The following is a 17969-nucleotide window of genomic DNA, read 5'->3' on the forward strand; positions in this document are numbered from 1 at the left end:
TCTCTTACAGCGCCCCCTGCCGCGGGAACCTGCGGCCCCTTTTCCTCCTTCTCGTTCCCCGCGCCTTTTCTGGAGTACCCCGCTATGACCAGCCACGACGACAGTGGCCTCCTGCCCGAAGTCATCGTCCATGAAGGCGAGTTCGTCGGCGACGATGAACGGCAGCCGGACGCCGGACCGGCCCCGGCGGCAGCCGGACGCCGTGCGGCCCGGCGCATCGCCCACGCGGCGGCCACCGCCGCCCGCTTCACCGCCGCCCGCACCCTGCCGGGGCTGCGCAACGCCTGGGCCTTGACCGTGCACTGGGCCGCGCTGCGCTACATGACCGGCGACGAGATCCGCCGCCGCATCGTCAAGAAGCAGTTCGACCACTTCACCGAGCGCCGCGACGACGCCGTGACCGCCCGGAACACCACGCTCAAGCAGATGTCCAAGCTGGTGGACAAGGCGGCCGAGGACGGCCTCAGCGGCCCGGAGAAGAACCGGCTGCGTGACCTCGGGACCGAGGCCGACCGCCGCCGCAACGGCCTGGCCGTCCTCAACGCCATGCCGTTCGCCCCTGACCAGCCCACCGCCGAGCAGATCAGCCGGTGGCGCGGGACACGCGGCGCCGTGCGGTTCACCTGCGTCGTGGTGCCCGCCCTCGGCGCCCTGGTCACCGTCACCGTCACGGCACCCGTGTCCGCGCTGATCGCCGGTCCGGCTCTGCTCGGCGGCGGCTGGTGGCTGAGCCGCCACCCGATCCCGCTCACCGCCCGGCCGGTCCCCGCCGAGCTGCTCATTCCCGAACTCGACGCCCCTGCCGGCTACCAGCTCGACGAACCCCGTTCCACCGCCGACGGCCCGGACGCGCCCGCCGGACAGCGCCCGGCCGACGCCGCTGATGGTGCTGCCTCCGATGAGCAGGTTCCCGGCTCACTCGCCGACGCGCGCACCGGGGAGGAGGCCGCCGCCGTGCTCGCTGCGGCTGTCCGCGCCGAGGGCCGGAATCTCGCGGAGGTCGCCAAGGCGGTCGAGGAGCCGTGGGGCTGGTCGTTCTACCTGCGGTTCGCGACCGGCAGCCCGGACGAGCTGAACAAGGACGACATCTACAAGGCTCTGATCACCCGGCTGCGGCTGCGCCGAGGCGGTCTGCTGATCGAAGGCGACCCGGAGGCCGGGGACAGCGCGTTCGTCCGTGCGCTGCTGCGCGACCCGTTCGCCCCGGACGTGGTCGGCCCGCTGCCGTACCGGCCGCCGCTGTCGATGTCGATCGTGGACACGGCCGACTTCGGCGTGGCTATGGACGGCACCCCGCTCGTCTTCTCCCTGGCCGGGCTGATGCTGCTGATGGTCGCCGACTCCGGCGGCGGCAAGTCCGGCGTGATGCTCGCGCTCGCCGAAGCCGTCACCGCCTGCCGGGACGCCGTGGCGTTCAACCTCGACCCGGTCGGCACCGGCGTCGGCGCCCTGGGCGAGGCGATCACGCTGTCGGCGTGCATGGACGACGAGCTGATCCAGGACGTCCTGGACTTCCTGCTGGTCCTGTGCTCGGCCCGCGCCCGCCAGCGTGCCCGCTACGGCTGGGGCAACAAGTGGCGCGTCAGTGAAGAGCACCCGGCCGTCGTGGTGTTCACCGACGAGTGGCCGCAGCTGAGCGAGGAGGCCAAGGCGAAGCTGGTGCGTGCCCTGCTGCTCGGCCGCAAGGAGGCCGTCTGGTTCGAGTCCGGCAGCCAGTTCGGCACCCGTGACTACCTCGGCCAGGCCATCGGCCCCAAGCTCTCCTCCCGCCTGCTGGGCGCCTGCCGCCGTGTGGATGTCACCGAACTCCTCGGCGGCGGAGCCGTCGCCGAGGGCTACCGTGCCGATCTCCTCCAGGCCGCCACCCACACCCAGGTCAACGACGCCGGCCAGATCTACGCCCAGGGCCTGCCCGGCATGCCCAACCGGCCTATCCGCTACCAGGTCCGCGAGGTCAGCGACGCCCAGGCCGCCCAGCTCGGCGCCGAACGTGCCGCCGCCGGGCTGCCCGACCTGACTCACACCCTCGCCGAGGCCGGGCTGTGGCAGCCCTACCAGGACCTGCTCGCCCGCTGCCGCGCCGACAGCACGCCACCGCCCGCTCCGCCTGCCGTCCTGCTCACTCTGCGCGAGGCCTTCCGCGCCGAGCAGGACCCCGAGGCGCTGACCGTCGCCCAGCTCGCCGAGCACCTGATCGCCGACGACGCGGACTGGTGGAGCCGGTGGGACGACCGCGCCGACCGGCTCGCCATGATCGGCCGCCACCTCCGCAAGGCCCTCACGGACGCCGGCGCAGAGCTGTCCTCCACCCGGCTGCGGCACCTGCCCGGCGAGCCCACCGGCTACCTCCTGGCCGACGTCAAGGCGGCTCTGCAGGCGTTCTCGTGACCTGCCCGCGGCCTGCCGCCCCGGCACACCACCGGCAGGCCGGCGGCAGGCCGCCGTACAGGTCCTGACCTGCGGCGACAGGTTCCGCAGGCCGATTGGCCCCACCCCCGTCTCCGGCCGGTTTCGGCGGCCCCGGACCCGCGTCCGGGCCCGCCGTGACCTCCCGGCCCCGCCGGCCCCCTTCCCGGCTCGACCGAGCCCCCGTCCCTGCTGCGAGGAACCCGTGACCGACCACGCCTCCACCGACACCGCGTACGCGACGTGGACGTCGCTCCAGCCCATCACCCGCCCCGGCGACGTACCGATGCGCACGCCCATCGCGTGGGTGGAGAACCGCCGGGGTGACCACTGTCTGGCGCTCCTGCTCAGCGACAGCGCCCCCGACCGGCACGGCCCCACCGACGCCCTGGCCTGCCTCGCCCTCGGCGAGGCCATCCGCACCGAGCTCGGCTACTACCGCGGCTCGCTGACCCACGACGCCCGGCGCCGCGGCGCCAGCTGGCAGCAGATCGCCGATGCACTCGACACCGACATGCACGCCGCCCAGCAGCTGCTGCGCGACTGGGCCGACGGCCAGCACCGCCTCTACCAGGCCGAACCGGTCGCCGGACACCGCCTCGGCCTGACCGCCGCCGAGTACCAGGCCGTCCTCGACCTCATCCCCGACCACTGACCCCAGACGGAGAACACCGTGAACTCCCGCACCCCCGCCGCCACTTCGGACCCCGGCAGCGCCCAGCCGGTCGACGTCCGGCTCATGGGCGACGACCGCGCCGTCCGCGCCCTGGTCGCCGCCCTCCAGCAGTCCGCCGTCTGCGGCCCGGCCACCTACAAACCCATGCGCGACAGCAACGGCACCCGCGCCTACCTGTCGGTCATCGTCCCCGCCGACCCCACACCAACCCCATGACCCACAGGTCACTCACGGCCATCACACAGACCGCCCGGCGACCTTGACCGGGTCAACCAACCACCTCAACCACGGCATTTGCCGCCTACCGGAAAGGTCCATCATGTCCGAGAACAGCACCGGACCCGTCGTCCGCTTCACCCCGCTGACCGGCCGCGAACGCGCCTACGACTTCGCCCCGCTGCCCTGCCCAGCGCTGCACGCACCGCTGGCCGCCGCCCTCACGGCCCGCCTCACACCGGACACCGGCAGCATCCTCACGCTCGCCGCCGCGGACACCTACTTCGGCACCATCCGCCGCTTCCTGGCCTTCCTCAGCATGCAGGACCAGCCGCCCGCCGGCCTGGACGAGGTGCGCCCCGGCCACCTGTACACCTACCTGGAGGTCGAGGGGGCCACCCGCAGTAGGGCGGGCATCGGGCGTGAACTCGCCCAGCTGTGCCGCCTGCTGCGGGACGCCCCCTACGGCTCGCTCCACTCCAGTGTCTGGGACATGACCAAGGCACCCCGGAAGATCACTGGACCGCAGCCGCCCCGCACCGCGGTGCAGCTGTACTCGTACCGCGAGTACACCGCGCTGCTCCAAGCGGCGCACACCGACGCGGCCGAGATCATCGCCCGCCTCGCCACCTCCGAGGAGCTGCTGGCCGCCTTCCGCGCCGCCCCGGACACGCTCAGCGAGGAGGACCAGGCCGCGGCCCGGTTGCTGGACGTGATGGACCGGACCGGTCGCATCCCGCACGTTGACGGCCGGCGCACGCAGGACACCGCCCGGCTGCTCTTCCTCAGCCTGGCCGACGTGGCCCCGCTGTTCGTCCTGGCCCTGGCCCTCGGCCGGCTGCGGGTCACCGAGACCACCGACCTGCCCGCCGAGCACGTGGTGAACAGCGGCGACGTCGTCTTCCGCATCACCCAGCGCAAGGCAGGCCCCATTCCGTGCCGGTGGGAGATCCGGGGCGAGGGCCACGACCCGCTTCAAAGCGCCGGCGACCTCTACCTCCTGCTGCACCGGCTCACCGAGCGCAGCCGCCGCTTCTCCGCCACACCGCAGCTGTGGAACCTCTGGACCGGCCGCAGCGCCAACCTCAGCGGCCACTCCCCGCTCTCCCACCACGCCGCCGCGCCGCTGCTGAACACCTGGGCACACCGGCACCACCTGACCGCCGACGACGGCCGCCCCCTCACCGTCCAGATGCCCCGCCTGCGAGCCACCGCCAAGGCCCTCGCCACCCGGGGCTGACCGGCGCGCTGTCCTCGCGGAGCCGCCCGGCTCCGCCTCCCGATCACAGACGACGACAGGAACCATGACCAACCCTGACTGGCGGGTGTTCTACACCCGCCGCGACCTACCCCGACCGCAAACGGCTGACCCGCTGATCAGCACCCTGTGGCATCTGGACGAGTGGCTGGACGACCACAAGATCCTCGACGCCACCCCGTACCTGATCAGCCCCGACGGCCGCTACGACACCGAGCTGAACGAGTACTTCACGACGGAGCTGGCCGGCTCCCCGGAGGACACCCAGCGCGCCCACGCCTGCGACCTGAAACTGTGGCTGAACTTCCTGTGGCGCAGCCGGGATCGCAAGGACTGGCGTCACGCCACGCCGCAGGACCGCGCCGCGTACAAGCAGTGGCGCACAGCGGACCCGCGCGGCCCGCACGTCGACTGGACCACCTGGGACCGGGAGGTGGCCTCCGTCAACTCCTTCTACAGGTGGGCCGTCAACCCGCGCCGGAAGTACGCGGCGGAGAATCCGATCCTGCAGCGCGAGAGCCGCGCCCGCGATGCCCATGGCCGCCGTGGCAAGGGCATGACCCCGGCGGAGGCCTCCCACACCGGGCCGCGCAAGGATGTCGTCTGGCTCACCCCGCACATGTACCGCACGTGGCGGGACGTGGGCCTGCTCGGCCTGACCTGCGAAGGGCTGGCCGACCCCTCGTTCCGCGGCCGGTTCGCGGCCCGCAACGGCACCTATTCCGATCTGATGATCCGTACTGGTCTGCGGTTGTGTGAGCAGACCTCGCTGTCCGTCTTCGAACTGCCCCACCCGGTGCCGGGCAAGCGGAACGTGCGGACCTGGCTGCCGTGGCGGATCGCGAAGTGGGGTTCCGCCCGGTGGGTTTATCTGTCCGCCTCCTCGCTGAAGGCGGTGTGGGACTACGTCGAGATGGAGCGGGCCGAGGCGATCGAGGACGCCCGCGACGCCGGCGTGTACGACCGCATCCGGGACCCGCTCATCATCACCGACCGCGCCAAGCCGTTCGTCATGGTCGACGGTGAGCGGCTGACTGTGGACCAGCTTGGGCATGCCGAGCGGCGACGGCTGCTGATCGACACCCCGGAGGGGCTGGAGCCCGCCGCGCTGTGGATCAACGAGAACGGCCTGCCTAGCAAGGGCTCGTGCTGGCAGGAGGCGTTCAAGACGGCCAACAAGCGCACTGGGCGGCTCCGCCTGGGGGTGCGGGCCCATCCGCATGCCCTGCGCCACTCCTACGCCGTCATCACCCTCGAACAGCTGTGGCGGGGCCACATCCAGGACCTGGCCGAGATGAACCCGGCCCAGCGGCGCACCCATCAGATGGTCTTCGGCGATCCGCTCAACTGGGTTCGCCTTCGGCTCGGACACCGCAGTGTCACCACCACGCTCCGGTACCTGCATGCGCTGCAGGAGCTGGAGCTGGAGACCCGCCTCGCCCTGATCCCGAACGACTGGGAGCCCACCGGCGTCGGCTCCGACGAGTCGGAGCCCGGGGCCGACCACGACCTGGAGGTTCTCTCCCGATGACCGACTCCATGGCCACCGCAGAGGCCTCCGACAATTCACTCAGCCGCCGTGCCGCCGTAGCCGACGGTGCGGTCGTGTCCTTCACCGAAGAGCGGTCCGGGGTGATCCGCACTTACGACCTCGCCGCACTGCCGATGCCGCACTGGCATGGCGTCCTGGCCCGTGCGTTCACCGCCGTGCTCAACCTCGGCGCGATCCGAACGTTCAAGAGCGCCGATGCCGCGTTCTGGCCCATCGGCCGTTTCCTCTCGCATCTGGAGTCACTGGTGCAGAGCCCCCGCGACCTGGCCGAGCTGACGCCCGAGCACCTGGACGGCTACTACCGGCACGAGTCGCTCTACACCACGCAGAAGGCGGCGCGCACGCAGATGTGGCAGATCGGCCGACTGCTACGGCACGTCGAGCCCGCCACCATGCTGTCCATCGGCATGCGGGCCTACCTCGCCAAGGCCCGCCAGACACCGAAGATCCCCGTGCAAGCGGCGATGCCCGGCAACCCGCTGGCGGTGCAGTTCACCGACCACGACGGCGTCATGTTCGACTTCGACTTCGCCACGCTGCCGTTTCCGGCCTGGCAGGCGACACTCGCCGACGCGTTCACCGCCATGCTTCAGGCCGCCCAGGGCACCTCGCGCCGGACCGCACAGCGGCCGTTCGACGCCCTGCGGCGCTTTCTGACCGGGCTGGAAGCTCTCCCCCAGTCCCCGGCCTCGCTCGGCGAGCTGACGGTGGAGCACCTGGAGGACTTCCACCAGCTGATACGGGCCGAGCTCGCTCCCGGGGCCCCGCCGATCCATTTCACCAGCCTGCGGCGGCTGCTGATGCACATCTCGCCCTACGAACAACTGTCCACCGAGCTGCGGCACCGGCTGGAGCAGATCACCTACCAGCCGGAAGGGCCCGTGGCCACATCCCGGCCGGCGCGGCCGGGCACCGGACGCACCTCCGTCATGCCCGACGGACCGTACGAGGCGCCCGCACCGCGCGAGGACGCGGCCCGGACGCTGAAGGTGCACTTCACCGGCGAGGACGGCCGCACCTGGGAGTACGACCTCTCCAAGCTGCGCCACCCGCCTTTCCACCCCTACTTCGCGTCCGCGTTCGCCCACCGCACCGGTCCGACCGGCAGCTTGCGCACCCGAGCCAGCGCGGAAGGCGACTTCACCGCCATGCGGCAGTTCCTCGGCTTCATCGGCGCTCTGCCCAACCCGCCCAAGAGCATCGGCGAGCTGTCGCCGCGCCATCTGGACCGCTTCCGGTTCGAGAAGCTGCGGACCACCACCGAGGCTGGCGTGCGCACCCAGATGGTGCTGATCCACGCCATCCTGCGGGCGATCACGCCCAGCGACGTGCTATCGGAGGACCTGCGCGAGTACCTGGGACGCCGCAACCTGGTCAGCAAGCTCAAGACGGCCCCCGTCCCGGGCTACTCCGACCGCGAGTTCAAGGCCATCCTTGCAGCCGCCCGCAGCGACGTCGTCGCCATCCGCGACCGCATCCGCGCAGGCGAGAAACTCCTGGCCACCTACCGCAACGCCCCGGACAGCCTCGACGCGGACGACCAGGTACTGGGCATGCATCTGGACGAGATGGACCGCACCGGCCGCGTCCCCCTGGCCCGGTCCACCGACCAGCTGTGGCAGAACGTGATGAAGGGCCGCCTCACCATGGCCCGGCGCCTGTTCCTCACCGACCCCGACATCACCCCGCTCCTCGTTCTCGGCACGTGCCTGACCGGCCGCAACGGAGAAACAGTCAAAGAACTGCCGCCCACTCACCGGCTGGTGGAAGACCGAGCCGTGGCCATCACCCTGACCAAGCGCCGCCGGGGCAAGAGCGACACCCGGGAGACCGTGTACTGGGAGACCGGCAACAGCGACAGCCGCCAACTGCACACCCCCGGCGGCTTCTACCTCCTGCTGCACCAACTCACCGACCGCGGCCGGCGCTTCTCCGGCAGCAGCCGGATCTGGAGCATCTGGGCCGGCCTGTCCGGCGCCCGCGGCTACAACTGGGACTCCAAGGACGTCAACTTCGGCCACGTCGACCCCTTCGCCTCCACCCTGGCCCGCGTGCTCAACCTCAGCGAGTGGAGCACACGCCACGGCCTGACCAGCGACGACGGCAAACCCCTGAAGGTCACCGTCAACCGGATCAAGACCACGGTCGAAGTCCGGACCACCAAGGCCATGGGCGGGCACCTGCCCTCCGCTTCTCGTACGAACACCCTGGACGTGTCCTTCCAGCACTACCTGCAGGGCGATCCCGTCGTGCGGGCCTGGGCCGAGGAGATCATGACCACGGCCCTGGAAGAGGCCGAGAGCACCGCCCGCCAGTTCAAGCCCCGCGTCCTGGACACCGCCACCGAGCAGGCACTGCGCGACGGCAGCCGCACCGCCGACACCCTCGGCATCACTCCCCAGGCCCTCACCGAGGCCCTGGACGGCAAGCGCGACACCCTCGCCAACTCCTGCCTGGACATCGAGCACGGCCCGTTCGACGAAGGCCGATGCGGCGTGTCGTTCCTGACCTGCCTGCGCTGTCCGAACGCGCTGATCACCCGCCAGCACCTGCCCGCCCTGCTGGCGCTGGTCGACGAACTGGAGCACGCCCGCCAGCAGATGCCCCTGGACGCATGGGTCACCGAGCACGGCCGGACCTGGCTCGCGCTCACCCGCCTGATCCTGCCCAAATTCACCGACGCCCAGCGCGCCGAGGCCGCCACGTCCAAGCCCGCCGAACTCGTCCTGGACCTCCTCGACGGCCCGAAGGAAAGCTGATGACCACCGCCGTACCCGCCACTCTCGGCGGCATCCCCGACGACGCCCTGGTACTGGCCAACCGACACCTGGCGCCGTACATCGACCTCGCCGCCACCTCACGTTTCGGCGACGACAAATGGGACCTGTCCCCGTGCCGGCACCAGGCACACCAGCACGCGTTGACCATCAACTTCCTCACCCTGCCCGTCCAGTTCCAGCAGGCCGCCAAGGAACTGTGCTTCGCGATGCTGCGCTACGACCTCCCCGAAGGGGAAAAGGAGATGAGTGCCAGCACGATCCGCGGCATGGTCTCCGACCTGAAGGAGTTCCTGGACTGGGCCGATGAGCGCGGCATCCGGACCCTACACGGGATCACCACGGACGACATCGACGCCTACCGCCTGCGCGTGGAGGCCCGGCGTCACACAGCGAACACGGTCGGCCGCAAGCGCCGCGCCGTGTGCAACCTGTGGTACTTCCGGCGCAAGCTGATCTCCGACGCACTCAGCACCGACCCTATGGCCGTCTGGCCCGAAATCAAGGGCCCCCGCCGCCGCCCCGCAGCCGGACCCGAGAACACCACCGACCGCATCCCCGAACAGGTCCTGGCCCCGCTCCTGATGTGGTCCCTGCGCTGGGTCGAGGAGTTCGCCGACGACGTCATCCGCGCCCAGGACGACTGGCTGGCCCTGCGGAACCAGAAAACCGGCTACATGGGGATCGTCGACGGCACCACCCCGCACGAGCGGATCACCCTCCTCCTGCAGCAATACAGGGCCACCGGCCGACCCCTGCCACGCGGCAAGCCGCGCGGCGGCTACAAGCACCAGCGGCCCCCGGTCAACGTCATCCACCTGTGCCGCCAGGCGAACGTCGACACCACCACACTCAGCCGCGAACCGTTCTGGTCGATGATCGCCAAGGCGATCGACGAACTCGGCCTGGACGACTCCACCTACATGACCACCGAGATCCGCGGCCAGCTCGACGACCGCGCCTGGCTGCGCGGCATCCGCTACGACGACGTCACCCGCTTCACCAACCGCCTCCAGATCGCCTGCTACATCGTGATCGCCTACCTGTCCGGCATGCGCGAGGCAGAGATCAAGCACATGAAGCGCGGCTGCCTGTCCGTCATGCGCGACGAGGACGGCCGCCCCGTGCGATACAAGGTCACCAGCCAGGCATTCAAGGGCGAGGACACCCCGGCCGGCACCGAGGCCACCTGGGTCGTCGGTACCTCCGTGGCCACCGCCGTCCGCGTACTGGAGCGACTGCAACCGCCCAGCCAGGACCTCCTGTTCGCCCAGCCTCCAGCCACGCGCAGCAGCGACTTGGGCTCCAGCAGTAACTCCGTCATGGGCGTCAACGCCACCATCGACGGCATCGCCAGGCTCATGAAGTGGATCAACGAATACTGCGCCGAACACGGACGGGACGACGCTATTCCGCAGGTCAACGGCAAGGACTGGCACCTTGTGACCAAGCAGTTCCGCCGCACCCTGGCGTGGACCATCGCCCGCCAGCCCGGCGGCACCATCGCCGGAGCCATCCAGTACCGCCACCACTCCATTCAAATGTTCGAGGGATACGCCGGCACCTCGGCATCGGGGTTCCGGCACGAGGTCGAGGCCGAGCAGGCCATCGCCCGCGGAGAACAGCTGGGCGACATCATCCTCAACCCCGCCCCACAGCGACTGACCGGCCCCGCCGCCGAAGAGGCAGAAGCCCGTCTCGCCTCCCTCGAAAACGAAGTCCAGTTCACCGGGAAAGTCATCACCGACCGCAAACGCCTGGAGCGCTTCATGCAACGCCACGACCCTCACATCCACCCCGGCCAGTTCGTCACCTGCGTCTACAACCCAGACCGGGCCCTGTGCCGACGAGAAGGCAACGGTCCGTCCCTGCCCGACTGCCAGCCGCTCAAGTGCCGCAACGTCGCACTGACCGCCGAGAACACCGACGCCTTCCTCGCCTGGCTCCAGCGGCTCGAACGCGCCCTCGCCAACGGCGTCATCCTCGCCCCCTACGTGCGTGACCGCATGGAACAGCGTCGCGCCGAGCTCACCGAGTTCCTCGAAGCCAACAGCATCCCGACCAGCATGAACACGACGACCAAGGAGACCGTTCGGTGACCCGGCCGACCCTCACCGACGACGAAGTACAGCTCGCCATGAACCTCGTGCTCCGCGAAGCCCAGGAGACCGGCCGTCGCGCCACCATCACGGCCGTAGAGCGTCGGCTGGACGTCAAGCACGCCACCTTCTACCGGAACTTCCCCCACCTCATCACCTGGTTCCAAGAACAGGTGGATGCCCAGCGCAACGTCGCCAAGCCAGAACACGACGCCGAGCGCCCGAAGCCCCAGGAAGACGTCATCGCCGACCTCCGCCGCGAAAACACCAAGCTCCGACGGACCCTCACGATCTACGCCGAGGCCCTGCGCCAGCTCACCCTCGACTACCAGGAAGTACGCAGCCAGGTCCAGGATTCTGCCCACGTAACTGACCTCGCGGCCCACCGCAGCCGTCGACACTGACCCCGAGTTCAAATCCGGACAACGCGGAGGCGCCGCCCAAGTGTTGGGCGGCGCCTCCGCGTTGTCCGGATCAACGACAGTCAGCCGGTCGTCCGGCGTCAGGGCGCCCCAGAACCGCCAGTCTGATTCCCCACGCGCAAGTAGAGCTGCGATTCGACGACACCATCGCTGGTTGGCCGTACCTCGGGCTCCTGCACAGTGTGGTGCTGGCTGAGGCTGGTAACGATGGCACGGGTCGTCTTCTCGTCCGCAGCAGTGATCATGAGGTGAGCCACTCCGTCCTCTCGAAGAGCGGCCCAGGGGTCAGCGGCGGTCATCGGAACTCCTCGCACAGTCGGCAACGCGGTCAGTTGAGGAGACACCGTCCATCAGGAAGCAGTTCGTGGCTCTTGAAAAGGTCACTCCAACGAGACTCCCCCACAGGGGCCTCTGCTGTCATCAGGCTGGCCCGAACGAAAAGATCAACTGGACACCGACCACGTGCAGTGGCCCAGGGAGTCAGGCGCTGTCGTCTGCGCGGGGCGCGAGAAGAGGAACAACATCGGCGTCCAAGTGAACGCGTTGGGCGTACTCGACCGTGTGTGTCTGGTCGGAGGCGTACTCCAGTCGCTCACGCTGCTTACGCAGCCGTTCCTCGCAGGCATCGATGATTGCGCCCCAGGTGATGATGCGGATGGTCACCCGGTCGTCGTTCTTCACATAGCCGGTGGGGTGCTGCCACTGCACCACGTCTTCGATGGAGTTGCCGACCAGCCAGAACTCCCAACGAGTTTGATCATCATGACGGTAGCGCTCGTCTGTGGTGACGGCGTAGGCATAGCTGTTGATCTGAGCGACTTCCGTCTCAGACAGCACTGTGCGGGGGCGCTTGAGTTCGACGACCAGGTGCTGCTTCGTACGGCCAGCACCAGACACACAGGAGAGCAGGAGATCGAGGCGGCCGCTCGTTCCGTTGTGCAGTTGGACTCTCTGCTGGGGCACGGTCCTCCCCTCCAGGCGGGGAAGGTGCCGGTTGAGCGCCGTCGTCAGTCCGATCTCGGAGACGCCGTGGGTGTACTCGTCTCCGAAAATCCACAGCTCTTTCTCCAGCATGCGGTGCAGCTGGTCCTTCTCCCGCATGGCGTACCGGGAGTCGAACTCGAACAAGAGCGTGCGCAAGGTGTTCAGGGCATCGATCCGGTCGACGGTCTCAGCGTTGGCAGCGATCAGGTTCGCCAGCGGAGTGCGGTCGACGAGATCCTCCAACCGCTCCTTCTGCGCTCCCGACAGCGCGAAAAGCTCATCGAGGACCTTCGGCATCGCCGTGGGCTGTCGCCGCAGCGCTTCCCGCAGCAACACCAGCTGCGTGCGGCGGGCCGACTTCGGTCCCTTTATTTGGCGGCTGACGAGGCTGGCCACCTCGTTGAACGTGTCCCGCTCGGCCACCTCCACCGAACCGCTCGGCTGCCCGCTGTAGGGGTAAACGCCTTCCTCAATCCATTGCTGCACCAGCTTTCGCGTGCGCTCTCGCTCCTGCTCACGGAAGTAGACGCGCAGTCGATTCCGCGCGGCCTTCACCGTGCTGCCGAGCAACGAGTCCGAGTGCTCGAACTCTCCTTCCAGCAGATCATGGTCAGTCAGGTTGGCGAACTTGTCCCACAGCACATAGGCGGTGAAGTCGAAGTCGGGCGCCTGGATCTGCGCTAGCAACGTCACGCGGTGAACGCCAACGCCATCGCAGATGAGCAACTCCCGCCGAGGAGGTTTTGTCTTCCACTCGACGATGCGCAGAAGTGGCCCTGGGCCTCCGGTGTCGATCCCAATGTCCAGCACTTCCTCGAAGGGCTGTCCCTCGATCGCTTCGCCGGGATCCAGAGCAGTGCCGCACCACCGCACAGTCGCGGCAGGGTACTTGCTCAGGTACATCGCCAACCGAGTGGTCAGCTCTTCTCGGGCCCTCTCGGCAGTAAGACGTTGCTTGCGCTGAGCTTCACCAGTGACACGCACCATGGTGCCGGGTCTTTGCGACGATGTCGGCGTGCGTTCGTCGACATCGAAGTCACTGTCCCCGTCCTGGAAGCGAATGACGACCTCGGTCATCCCACCGGGGCCCTCGGAGACAGACGTCCAGGTGGCACTAGAGCCGAGCGCGAGAACCCGGAAGCGCCCGTAGCCGTGGCGGCCGTGCAACTGCCGGCCGCTCTCGGTGCCGGGCGCGGTCCGCTTCCATGATCCACCCATTCCCTTGAACGCCGATTCCACGGTCGCTGACGGAATGCCATGGCCGTTGTCACTAACGACAACCGCCTGAACGCCGCCGAAGTCATCGAGTTCCAGCTCGACAAATACCTCGGTGGCGTCAGCGTCCAGACTGTTCCAGACCAGCTCCTCTACGGCTCCCAGAGGGTCCGTGCGACGGGCAACCTTCTCGATGAAGTCGGGGCGCACTTCCACAGGAATCCGCATACGCGAAGCATGTCACCCACTTCAGGCAGTCATCTAGCATCCAACCTCAGCAACATGAGGTTTCGACGGCGCCTCCCGGCGAGTCGCGAGACATGACGGACCACGTACTGGTGTTCGTCGCGACGTCACCCAGTCAGTCCCCCGCAGACGAGACGCCCTCGCCTGTCGCCACCCGCTGTCCCCGTCTCATTCGATCTTGCCGCCGGGCGACATCCTGACCTGCGAAGAGACAAGGCCGAGTGAACCGCCGAAGCCCCACCATCTCGGCCTTGAATTCTCAACTGGCTTTCGGAGCTTCGGCTTCGGCCTGCCGGGCGCGCCGCTGCGCGCGTACGCCAGTGCCAGACCTGTCCGGGGCGGACCAGTCCGGCTCGTCTCCGGGGTCCTTCGTCGCCACCTTGGTCACCTGCAGCCCGGCCGCCCGGCCCCGGGTGTGCTGGCTCGTATCGCACGTCAGCAACCGTACGTCGCGGCCGGCCAGGCCCTGGATCGCCACCGTCCGGTCGATGATCTCGACATCGGGACGGTCCAGGCGCACGTGGCCGGGGGAATCGAGGACAATCTCCACGTTGACCCTGCCGCGGGTCTCGCCGTCCTGAACGGTGTGCTCCCCCTCACGCAGGATCCCGTGGGTGTGGCCGTCGAGGACCCCGTCGAGGAGACCGAGCGTGTGGGCGGCACGCCAGCGGGCCCGTTGCTTGCTGGCGTCCTTGAGGTCGTCCAACTCGTCGACTACCACGATCGGGAACAACAGGCGCACGAACTGCCAGCGCGGCACGTCGAGCACCGCGTGCAGGTCGACGTCGGCCAGCTTCACCTCGTTCTGAATGTAGAAGCTGGAGTCGCCCACGACGAACACCTCCCGCTGGTTCCACCGGCCGATCCGCGTGTCCAGCGCAGCCGCGGCTGCTTCGAACGCCTCGATCCGCTCGGCGACCTCCAGTTGGACTAGGCCGTTCACGAGGCGCTGTTGGGCAGTCCCGGCGAGCGTGCCGCAGCTGCCCAGCAGGGCCCGGTAACGGTCGGTGAACAGGAGCTGGTCGAGGTCTCGGTCGCTGATCTGGGGGCGCAGCATCCGCGCGGACTCCGTGGCCCACTCCAGATACGTCAGCAGCCCTTCGAAGGCGCTACCGTACGGCCGCTGCAGGTTCATCGCCGTGGTGTGGACGCCGCTGAGCGCCTGACGGATGTTCTTTCGGTCTGCGCCAGGGCGTGGTGTGATGAGCATGCGGTGATCCTGCCAGCGCGGCCCGCTGGTGCGCCTTGGGTTTCCGACGCCGCCGCCCTCCAGCAACACGAGCGCAGGCCCGAGACGCGGTTCCGCTCTGAGCATGCGCTGTCACGTTCAGTAGTCCGCAGAAGGGCCTTGGCCTGCCGAGTCCTTGATGACGCTGCGGCTTCGGCCAGGCCGGGCACCGATGCCAAGGTCGGGGATAGTCCAAGCAACTCTTGCCGGTACGACGCTACTCGGCGGGGCGCGCCTCGTGCGCAAGCTTGGGGGTGGAGTGCTCAGCCTGCAGGGCGGACCGGTCGGGGATGGTCGGCGCGGCCCGGCGGAAGTCCAGGTCGTCGAATTCTCCGATTGTGTCGGCGAGCTGGTCGCCGACGATGTCGCGCAGCACCTTGATGGCCGTCACCAAGAGGTATCTGTGTTCAGGGGTGAACAGATGGTCGAAGGCGGCCTCGGCGTATGCGTGGTCGCCGCAGTGTGCGTCGAAGCAAGCCAGTTCGGCGGTCTGAATGAGGTCCCGCGCGATCGCGGGGTTTGCTCGCAGCTTGCTGACCAGGTCGATGTAGCGGTCAAGCCACTCGGGTGGTTCGGCGACAATGGATTTGAGGCTGGCGACGGCGATGTCCTGCCGGGTGGCGCCGCCCCTGGTGTAGGTGTCGTGGATACGCCGGACTTGGTGTTGGACGAGTTCGTCTGCCTGACTGAGGATTGCCAGGATCTGGCTGTTGTCGGGATCGCCGAGGGTGACTGCGCGGGCGGCGCGTTCCTTCAGGTCGCTGGCGGGGACGACATCCAGGCGGGAGGCGTCGCGGATCGCGGCTAGCAGCAGCGTGATCAGGGCGTGGCTGGCCAGGATCTGTGAGGTCGGATTCGGGATGACGCCCTGGCGTGTGGAGGAGTTCAGCGCGACCAGCGCGTTAAGACATTCGGGCGAGTCGGCCAGCAGGCTATCGGCACGCAGAAACGCCACGAGTCCACCTGGGATGTTTTTGAGTCCCTTGAGCTGGGTGTCAGTGCGACGTTCCGCCTGTTCACAGCCCATGCCCTGGATATGGGCGAATCGTTCGGGTACCCAGGCGTGACCCTCCTCCCTGGAGGCGAGGGTCTGCATGTCCATAATCTGCAGATCCAGCGCCTGGGCGATGGCCCGGCCCCGGCGGGTGATGGTTTGGCGAACGAGGACGGCTCGTTGGGTGCCAGTCAGGCGCTGCAGCCCGGAGAGCCACAACAGCCGATCCGGCTCGCCAGCCTGTCCCTTGGTGGTCTTGCACTCCAAAACCGACAGGCTCGTCCGCAGTCGGCCGTCGATGTCGACCGCGAGCACGTCAAGGTCGGTCAGGATTTCGCGCCCCCGGTCGGCGGCTACCCGCAACGGGACCCGCAGGCGAGCTAGGGCGCCCTCAGCGAACTCGAGGCGTCCCACACGCCGCTCCAGGTCCGCGCCTGGGTCCTCGGGACGGGTGCGGTTCGTCTGGAGGGCCGCCACTAGAAGTTCCTCCGGGCCGTCGTGTCGCGCAGTGCTGACATGAACCGCCGCGAGTCGGCGTCGTCCAATACGACCGCGGTGGCGACCTGGGCGCGCTCACGTTCCAGGTGGTTGTACGAGCGTTGCTCGCCGATCCCGGCAAAAGTCGTGTTCTCGCCGCCAGCGGTATTCCCGCGCGCGTCGATGATCGCGAGGGCTTGCTCCGCGACCTCGGTCTGAAGCAGGCGCATCCGAGCATGGCGGCCGTCGCCTACGACTTCGATGGTTCCAGCGGTTTCGAGCATCGCGTAGTCCTCCGCGATGCGCTCGTGGTTGCCGGCTTCGCCATCGCGGATGAGGACGTGCAGGAACGCGCCTGGGCTATTGAGCTTCCAGGACGCGAACGTCGATGCGTAGATCATGCTGCCGACGAGCTGACGGATGTGGCCGGATGGGTCGCGAGGGTCGGTACCGAACGGGTCTCGATGCAGGTGTGGTGTAAAGAGGAGTTTCTTGTCGCTGGTGGCGACGACCTGGGACCGCTCGACCAACCCGGCACTGACGGCGAAATCGATCCACCGCTGTTCGGTGCTTTTGACGTGCTCCTCCGGAATACCGGGCGAGGCCATGACCTCCTCGATCAGCGCACCGACCTCTCGCTGCACGCGCGCGTCCTCAGTGCGTAGCGCGGCCGTCACCACCTCGGCGTCACCGACCCAGATGTTGGGATTGAAGACCACCGCGCGGCCGTCCTCACTCTGTACCTCGCGCACGAGGTTGACGGTGATCAAGCAGCTCAACGCCCGCTCGGCAGACTCATCCCCGTGCCCAGAGCCTGCCTGCAGGGCCGCACGGCGCTCTAGCGGCTGGATTGAGGTCGCCCGCATGATCTCCAGCGCGGCGCGCTGCGTCGGCGTGGCAAGCAGAATGCCCAGCAGCCGATCCGTCGCACCCAACAGCTCGGCATTCGGCGGAACAAAGGCCGCCACGCTGACCAGCACCCCGTCGGGTCGCCGGTCGCACTGAACCCAGCCCAGCTGTTCCATCGTAGGCAGCACAAACCGGTCAAGATCCAACGGTCCGATCTTGGCTTCGATGCCGATGGCCCGTACTCGCTCGACCGAGGAAACTTGGGCGTTACGCAGCCGCCAGGCCATCTCGTAGACCTGCCCAGCAAACCGCAACGTCTCTAGTTCAGCGTGCACAGGCGACACCGAGTAAGCGGTCAGGTGCCGAGAAAAACCCAAGATGAGCTGAGCGTCGCTGATCAAGAATCCCCCTGGACGTGATCCGTGAAGGCCCGGCCCATAAGCCTAACGGATAGCAACGTCTTTGCAGGCCCTGGGACTCGGCCCGCCAGCTGCAACCGGCCCGGCCACGCACGCTGCCCGCCGCTCATCGCTCCAGCCCCCCGGCGGGTACTCCTTGCCCTGCCGGCCC

Annotated in this window: 12 protein-coding genes; 8 read left to right on the plus strand and 4 right to left on the minus strand. The window is 68.5% G+C overall.

The annotated features are described in order from the left end of the window. The first annotated feature begins 84 nt into the window (after positions 1-84). From AB0Q90_RS33690 to AB0Q90_RS33725, 8 genes are all read left to right on the plus strand, one after another. The gene (locus tag AB0Q90_RS33690; protein WP_363162331.1) at positions 85-2388 is read left to right on the plus strand and encodes a hypothetical protein; all 2304 of its coding nucleotides are present in this window, start codon (positions 85-87) and stop codon (positions 2386-2388) included. A gap of 223 nt (positions 2389-2611) precedes the next feature. Further along, positions 2612-3061 carry a hypothetical protein gene (locus tag AB0Q90_RS33695; protein ID WP_363162332.1) on the plus strand — a complete coding sequence of 150 codons (450 nt, stop codon included), beginning with the start codon at positions 2612-2614 and terminating at the stop codon, positions 3059-3061. Between the two features lie 18 nt (positions 3062-3079). Then, a complete protein-coding gene (locus AB0Q90_RS33700) occupies positions 3080-3298 on the plus strand; it encodes a hypothetical protein (protein WP_363162333.1) in 219 nt (72 codons plus the stop codon). A 103-nt stretch (positions 3299-3401) separates the two neighbouring features. Further along, the gene (locus AB0Q90_RS33705; protein ID WP_363162334.1) at positions 3402-4538 is read left to right on the plus strand and encodes a hypothetical protein; all 1137 of its coding nucleotides are present in this window, start codon (positions 3402-3404) and stop codon (positions 4536-4538) included. 64 nt (positions 4539-4602) lie between these two features. Continuing rightward, on the plus strand, positions 4603-6087 hold the full coding sequence (locus AB0Q90_RS33710) for a site-specific integrase (protein WP_363162335.1): 1485 nt from the start codon (positions 4603-4605) through the stop codon (positions 6085-6087). Beyond that, positions 6084-8867 (plus strand): hypothetical protein, encoded by a 2784-nt coding sequence (locus AB0Q90_RS33715; RefSeq protein WP_363162336.1) that lies wholly within the window; start codon positions 6084-6086, stop codon positions 8865-8867. The genes AB0Q90_RS33710 and AB0Q90_RS33715 overlap by 4 nt, the downstream gene beginning before the upstream one ends. Then, positions 8867-10984 (plus strand): site-specific integrase, encoded by a 2118-nt coding sequence (locus AB0Q90_RS33720; RefSeq protein ID WP_363162337.1) that lies wholly within the window; start codon positions 8867-8869, stop codon positions 10982-10984. The genes AB0Q90_RS33715 and AB0Q90_RS33720 overlap by 1 nt, the downstream gene beginning before the upstream one ends. Further along, on the plus strand, positions 10981-11388 hold the full coding sequence (locus AB0Q90_RS33725) for a hypothetical protein (RefSeq protein ID WP_363162338.1): 408 nt from the start codon (positions 10981-10983) through the stop codon (positions 11386-11388). Before AB0Q90_RS33720 ends, AB0Q90_RS33725 begins: the two co-directional genes overlap by 4 nt. A gap of 498 nt (positions 11389-11886) precedes the next feature. Here AB0Q90_RS33725 and AB0Q90_RS33730 read toward each other — a convergent pair whose 3' ends face one another. From AB0Q90_RS33730 to AB0Q90_RS33745, 4 genes are all read right to left on the minus strand, one after another. After that, positions 11887-13833, minus strand: coding sequence for an ATP-binding protein (locus AB0Q90_RS33730; RefSeq protein WP_363162339.1), 1947 nt, complete (start codon positions 13831-13833; stop codon positions 11887-11889). A gap of 277 nt (positions 13834-14110) precedes the next feature. Beyond that, positions 14111-15061 carry a PIN domain-containing protein gene (locus AB0Q90_RS33735; RefSeq protein WP_365734043.1) on the minus strand — a complete coding sequence of 317 codons (951 nt, stop codon included), beginning with the start codon at positions 15059-15061 and terminating at the stop codon, positions 14111-14113. 235 nt (positions 15062-15296) lie between these two features. Continuing rightward, positions 15297-16550: a hypothetical protein gene (locus tag AB0Q90_RS33740; protein ID WP_363162341.1), complete on the minus strand. Its 1254-nt coding sequence runs from the start codon at positions 16548-16550 to the stop codon at positions 15297-15299. After that, entirely contained in the window at positions 16550-17800 is a 1251-nt protein-coding gene (locus tag AB0Q90_RS33745; RefSeq protein WP_363162342.1) for a hypothetical protein, read from the minus strand. The genes AB0Q90_RS33740 and AB0Q90_RS33745 overlap by 1 nt, the downstream gene beginning before the upstream one ends. Positions 17801-17969 lie beyond the last annotated feature (169 nt).

Origin of the sequence: Streptomyces sp. NPDC079141 (assembly GCF_040686775.1) — a bacterium.
Taxonomy (GTDB): Bacteria; Actinomycetota; Actinomycetes; order Streptomycetales; family Streptomycetaceae; genus Streptomyces.

Excerpts from the sequence above, each read along its gene's own strand:
- AB0Q90_RS33705 (WP_363162334.1), top strand. The coding sequence starts at position 3,402 with ATGTCCGAGAACAGCACCGGACCCGTCGTCCGCTTCACCCCGCTGACC.
- AB0Q90_RS33690 (WP_363162331.1), top strand. The coding sequence starts at position 85 with ATGACCAGCCACGACGACAGTGGCCTCCTGCCCGAAGTCATCGTCCAT.
- AB0Q90_RS33720 (WP_363162337.1), top strand. The coding sequence starts at position 8,867 with ATGACCACCGCCGTACCCGCCACTCTCGGCGGCATCCCCGACGACGCC.
- AB0Q90_RS33735 (WP_365734043.1), bottom strand. The coding sequence starts at position 15,061 with ATGCTCATCACACCACGCCCTGGCGCAGACCGAAAGAACATCCGTCAG.
- AB0Q90_RS33710 (WP_363162335.1), top strand. The coding sequence starts at position 4,603 with ATGACCAACCCTGACTGGCGGGTGTTCTACACCCGCCGCGACCTACCC.
- AB0Q90_RS33715 (WP_363162336.1), top strand. The coding sequence starts at position 6,084 with ATGACCGACTCCATGGCCACCGCAGAGGCCTCCGACAATTCACTCAGC.
- AB0Q90_RS33730 (WP_363162339.1), bottom strand. The coding sequence starts at position 13,833 with ATGCGGATTCCTGTGGAAGTGCGCCCCGACTTCATCGAGAAGGTTGCC.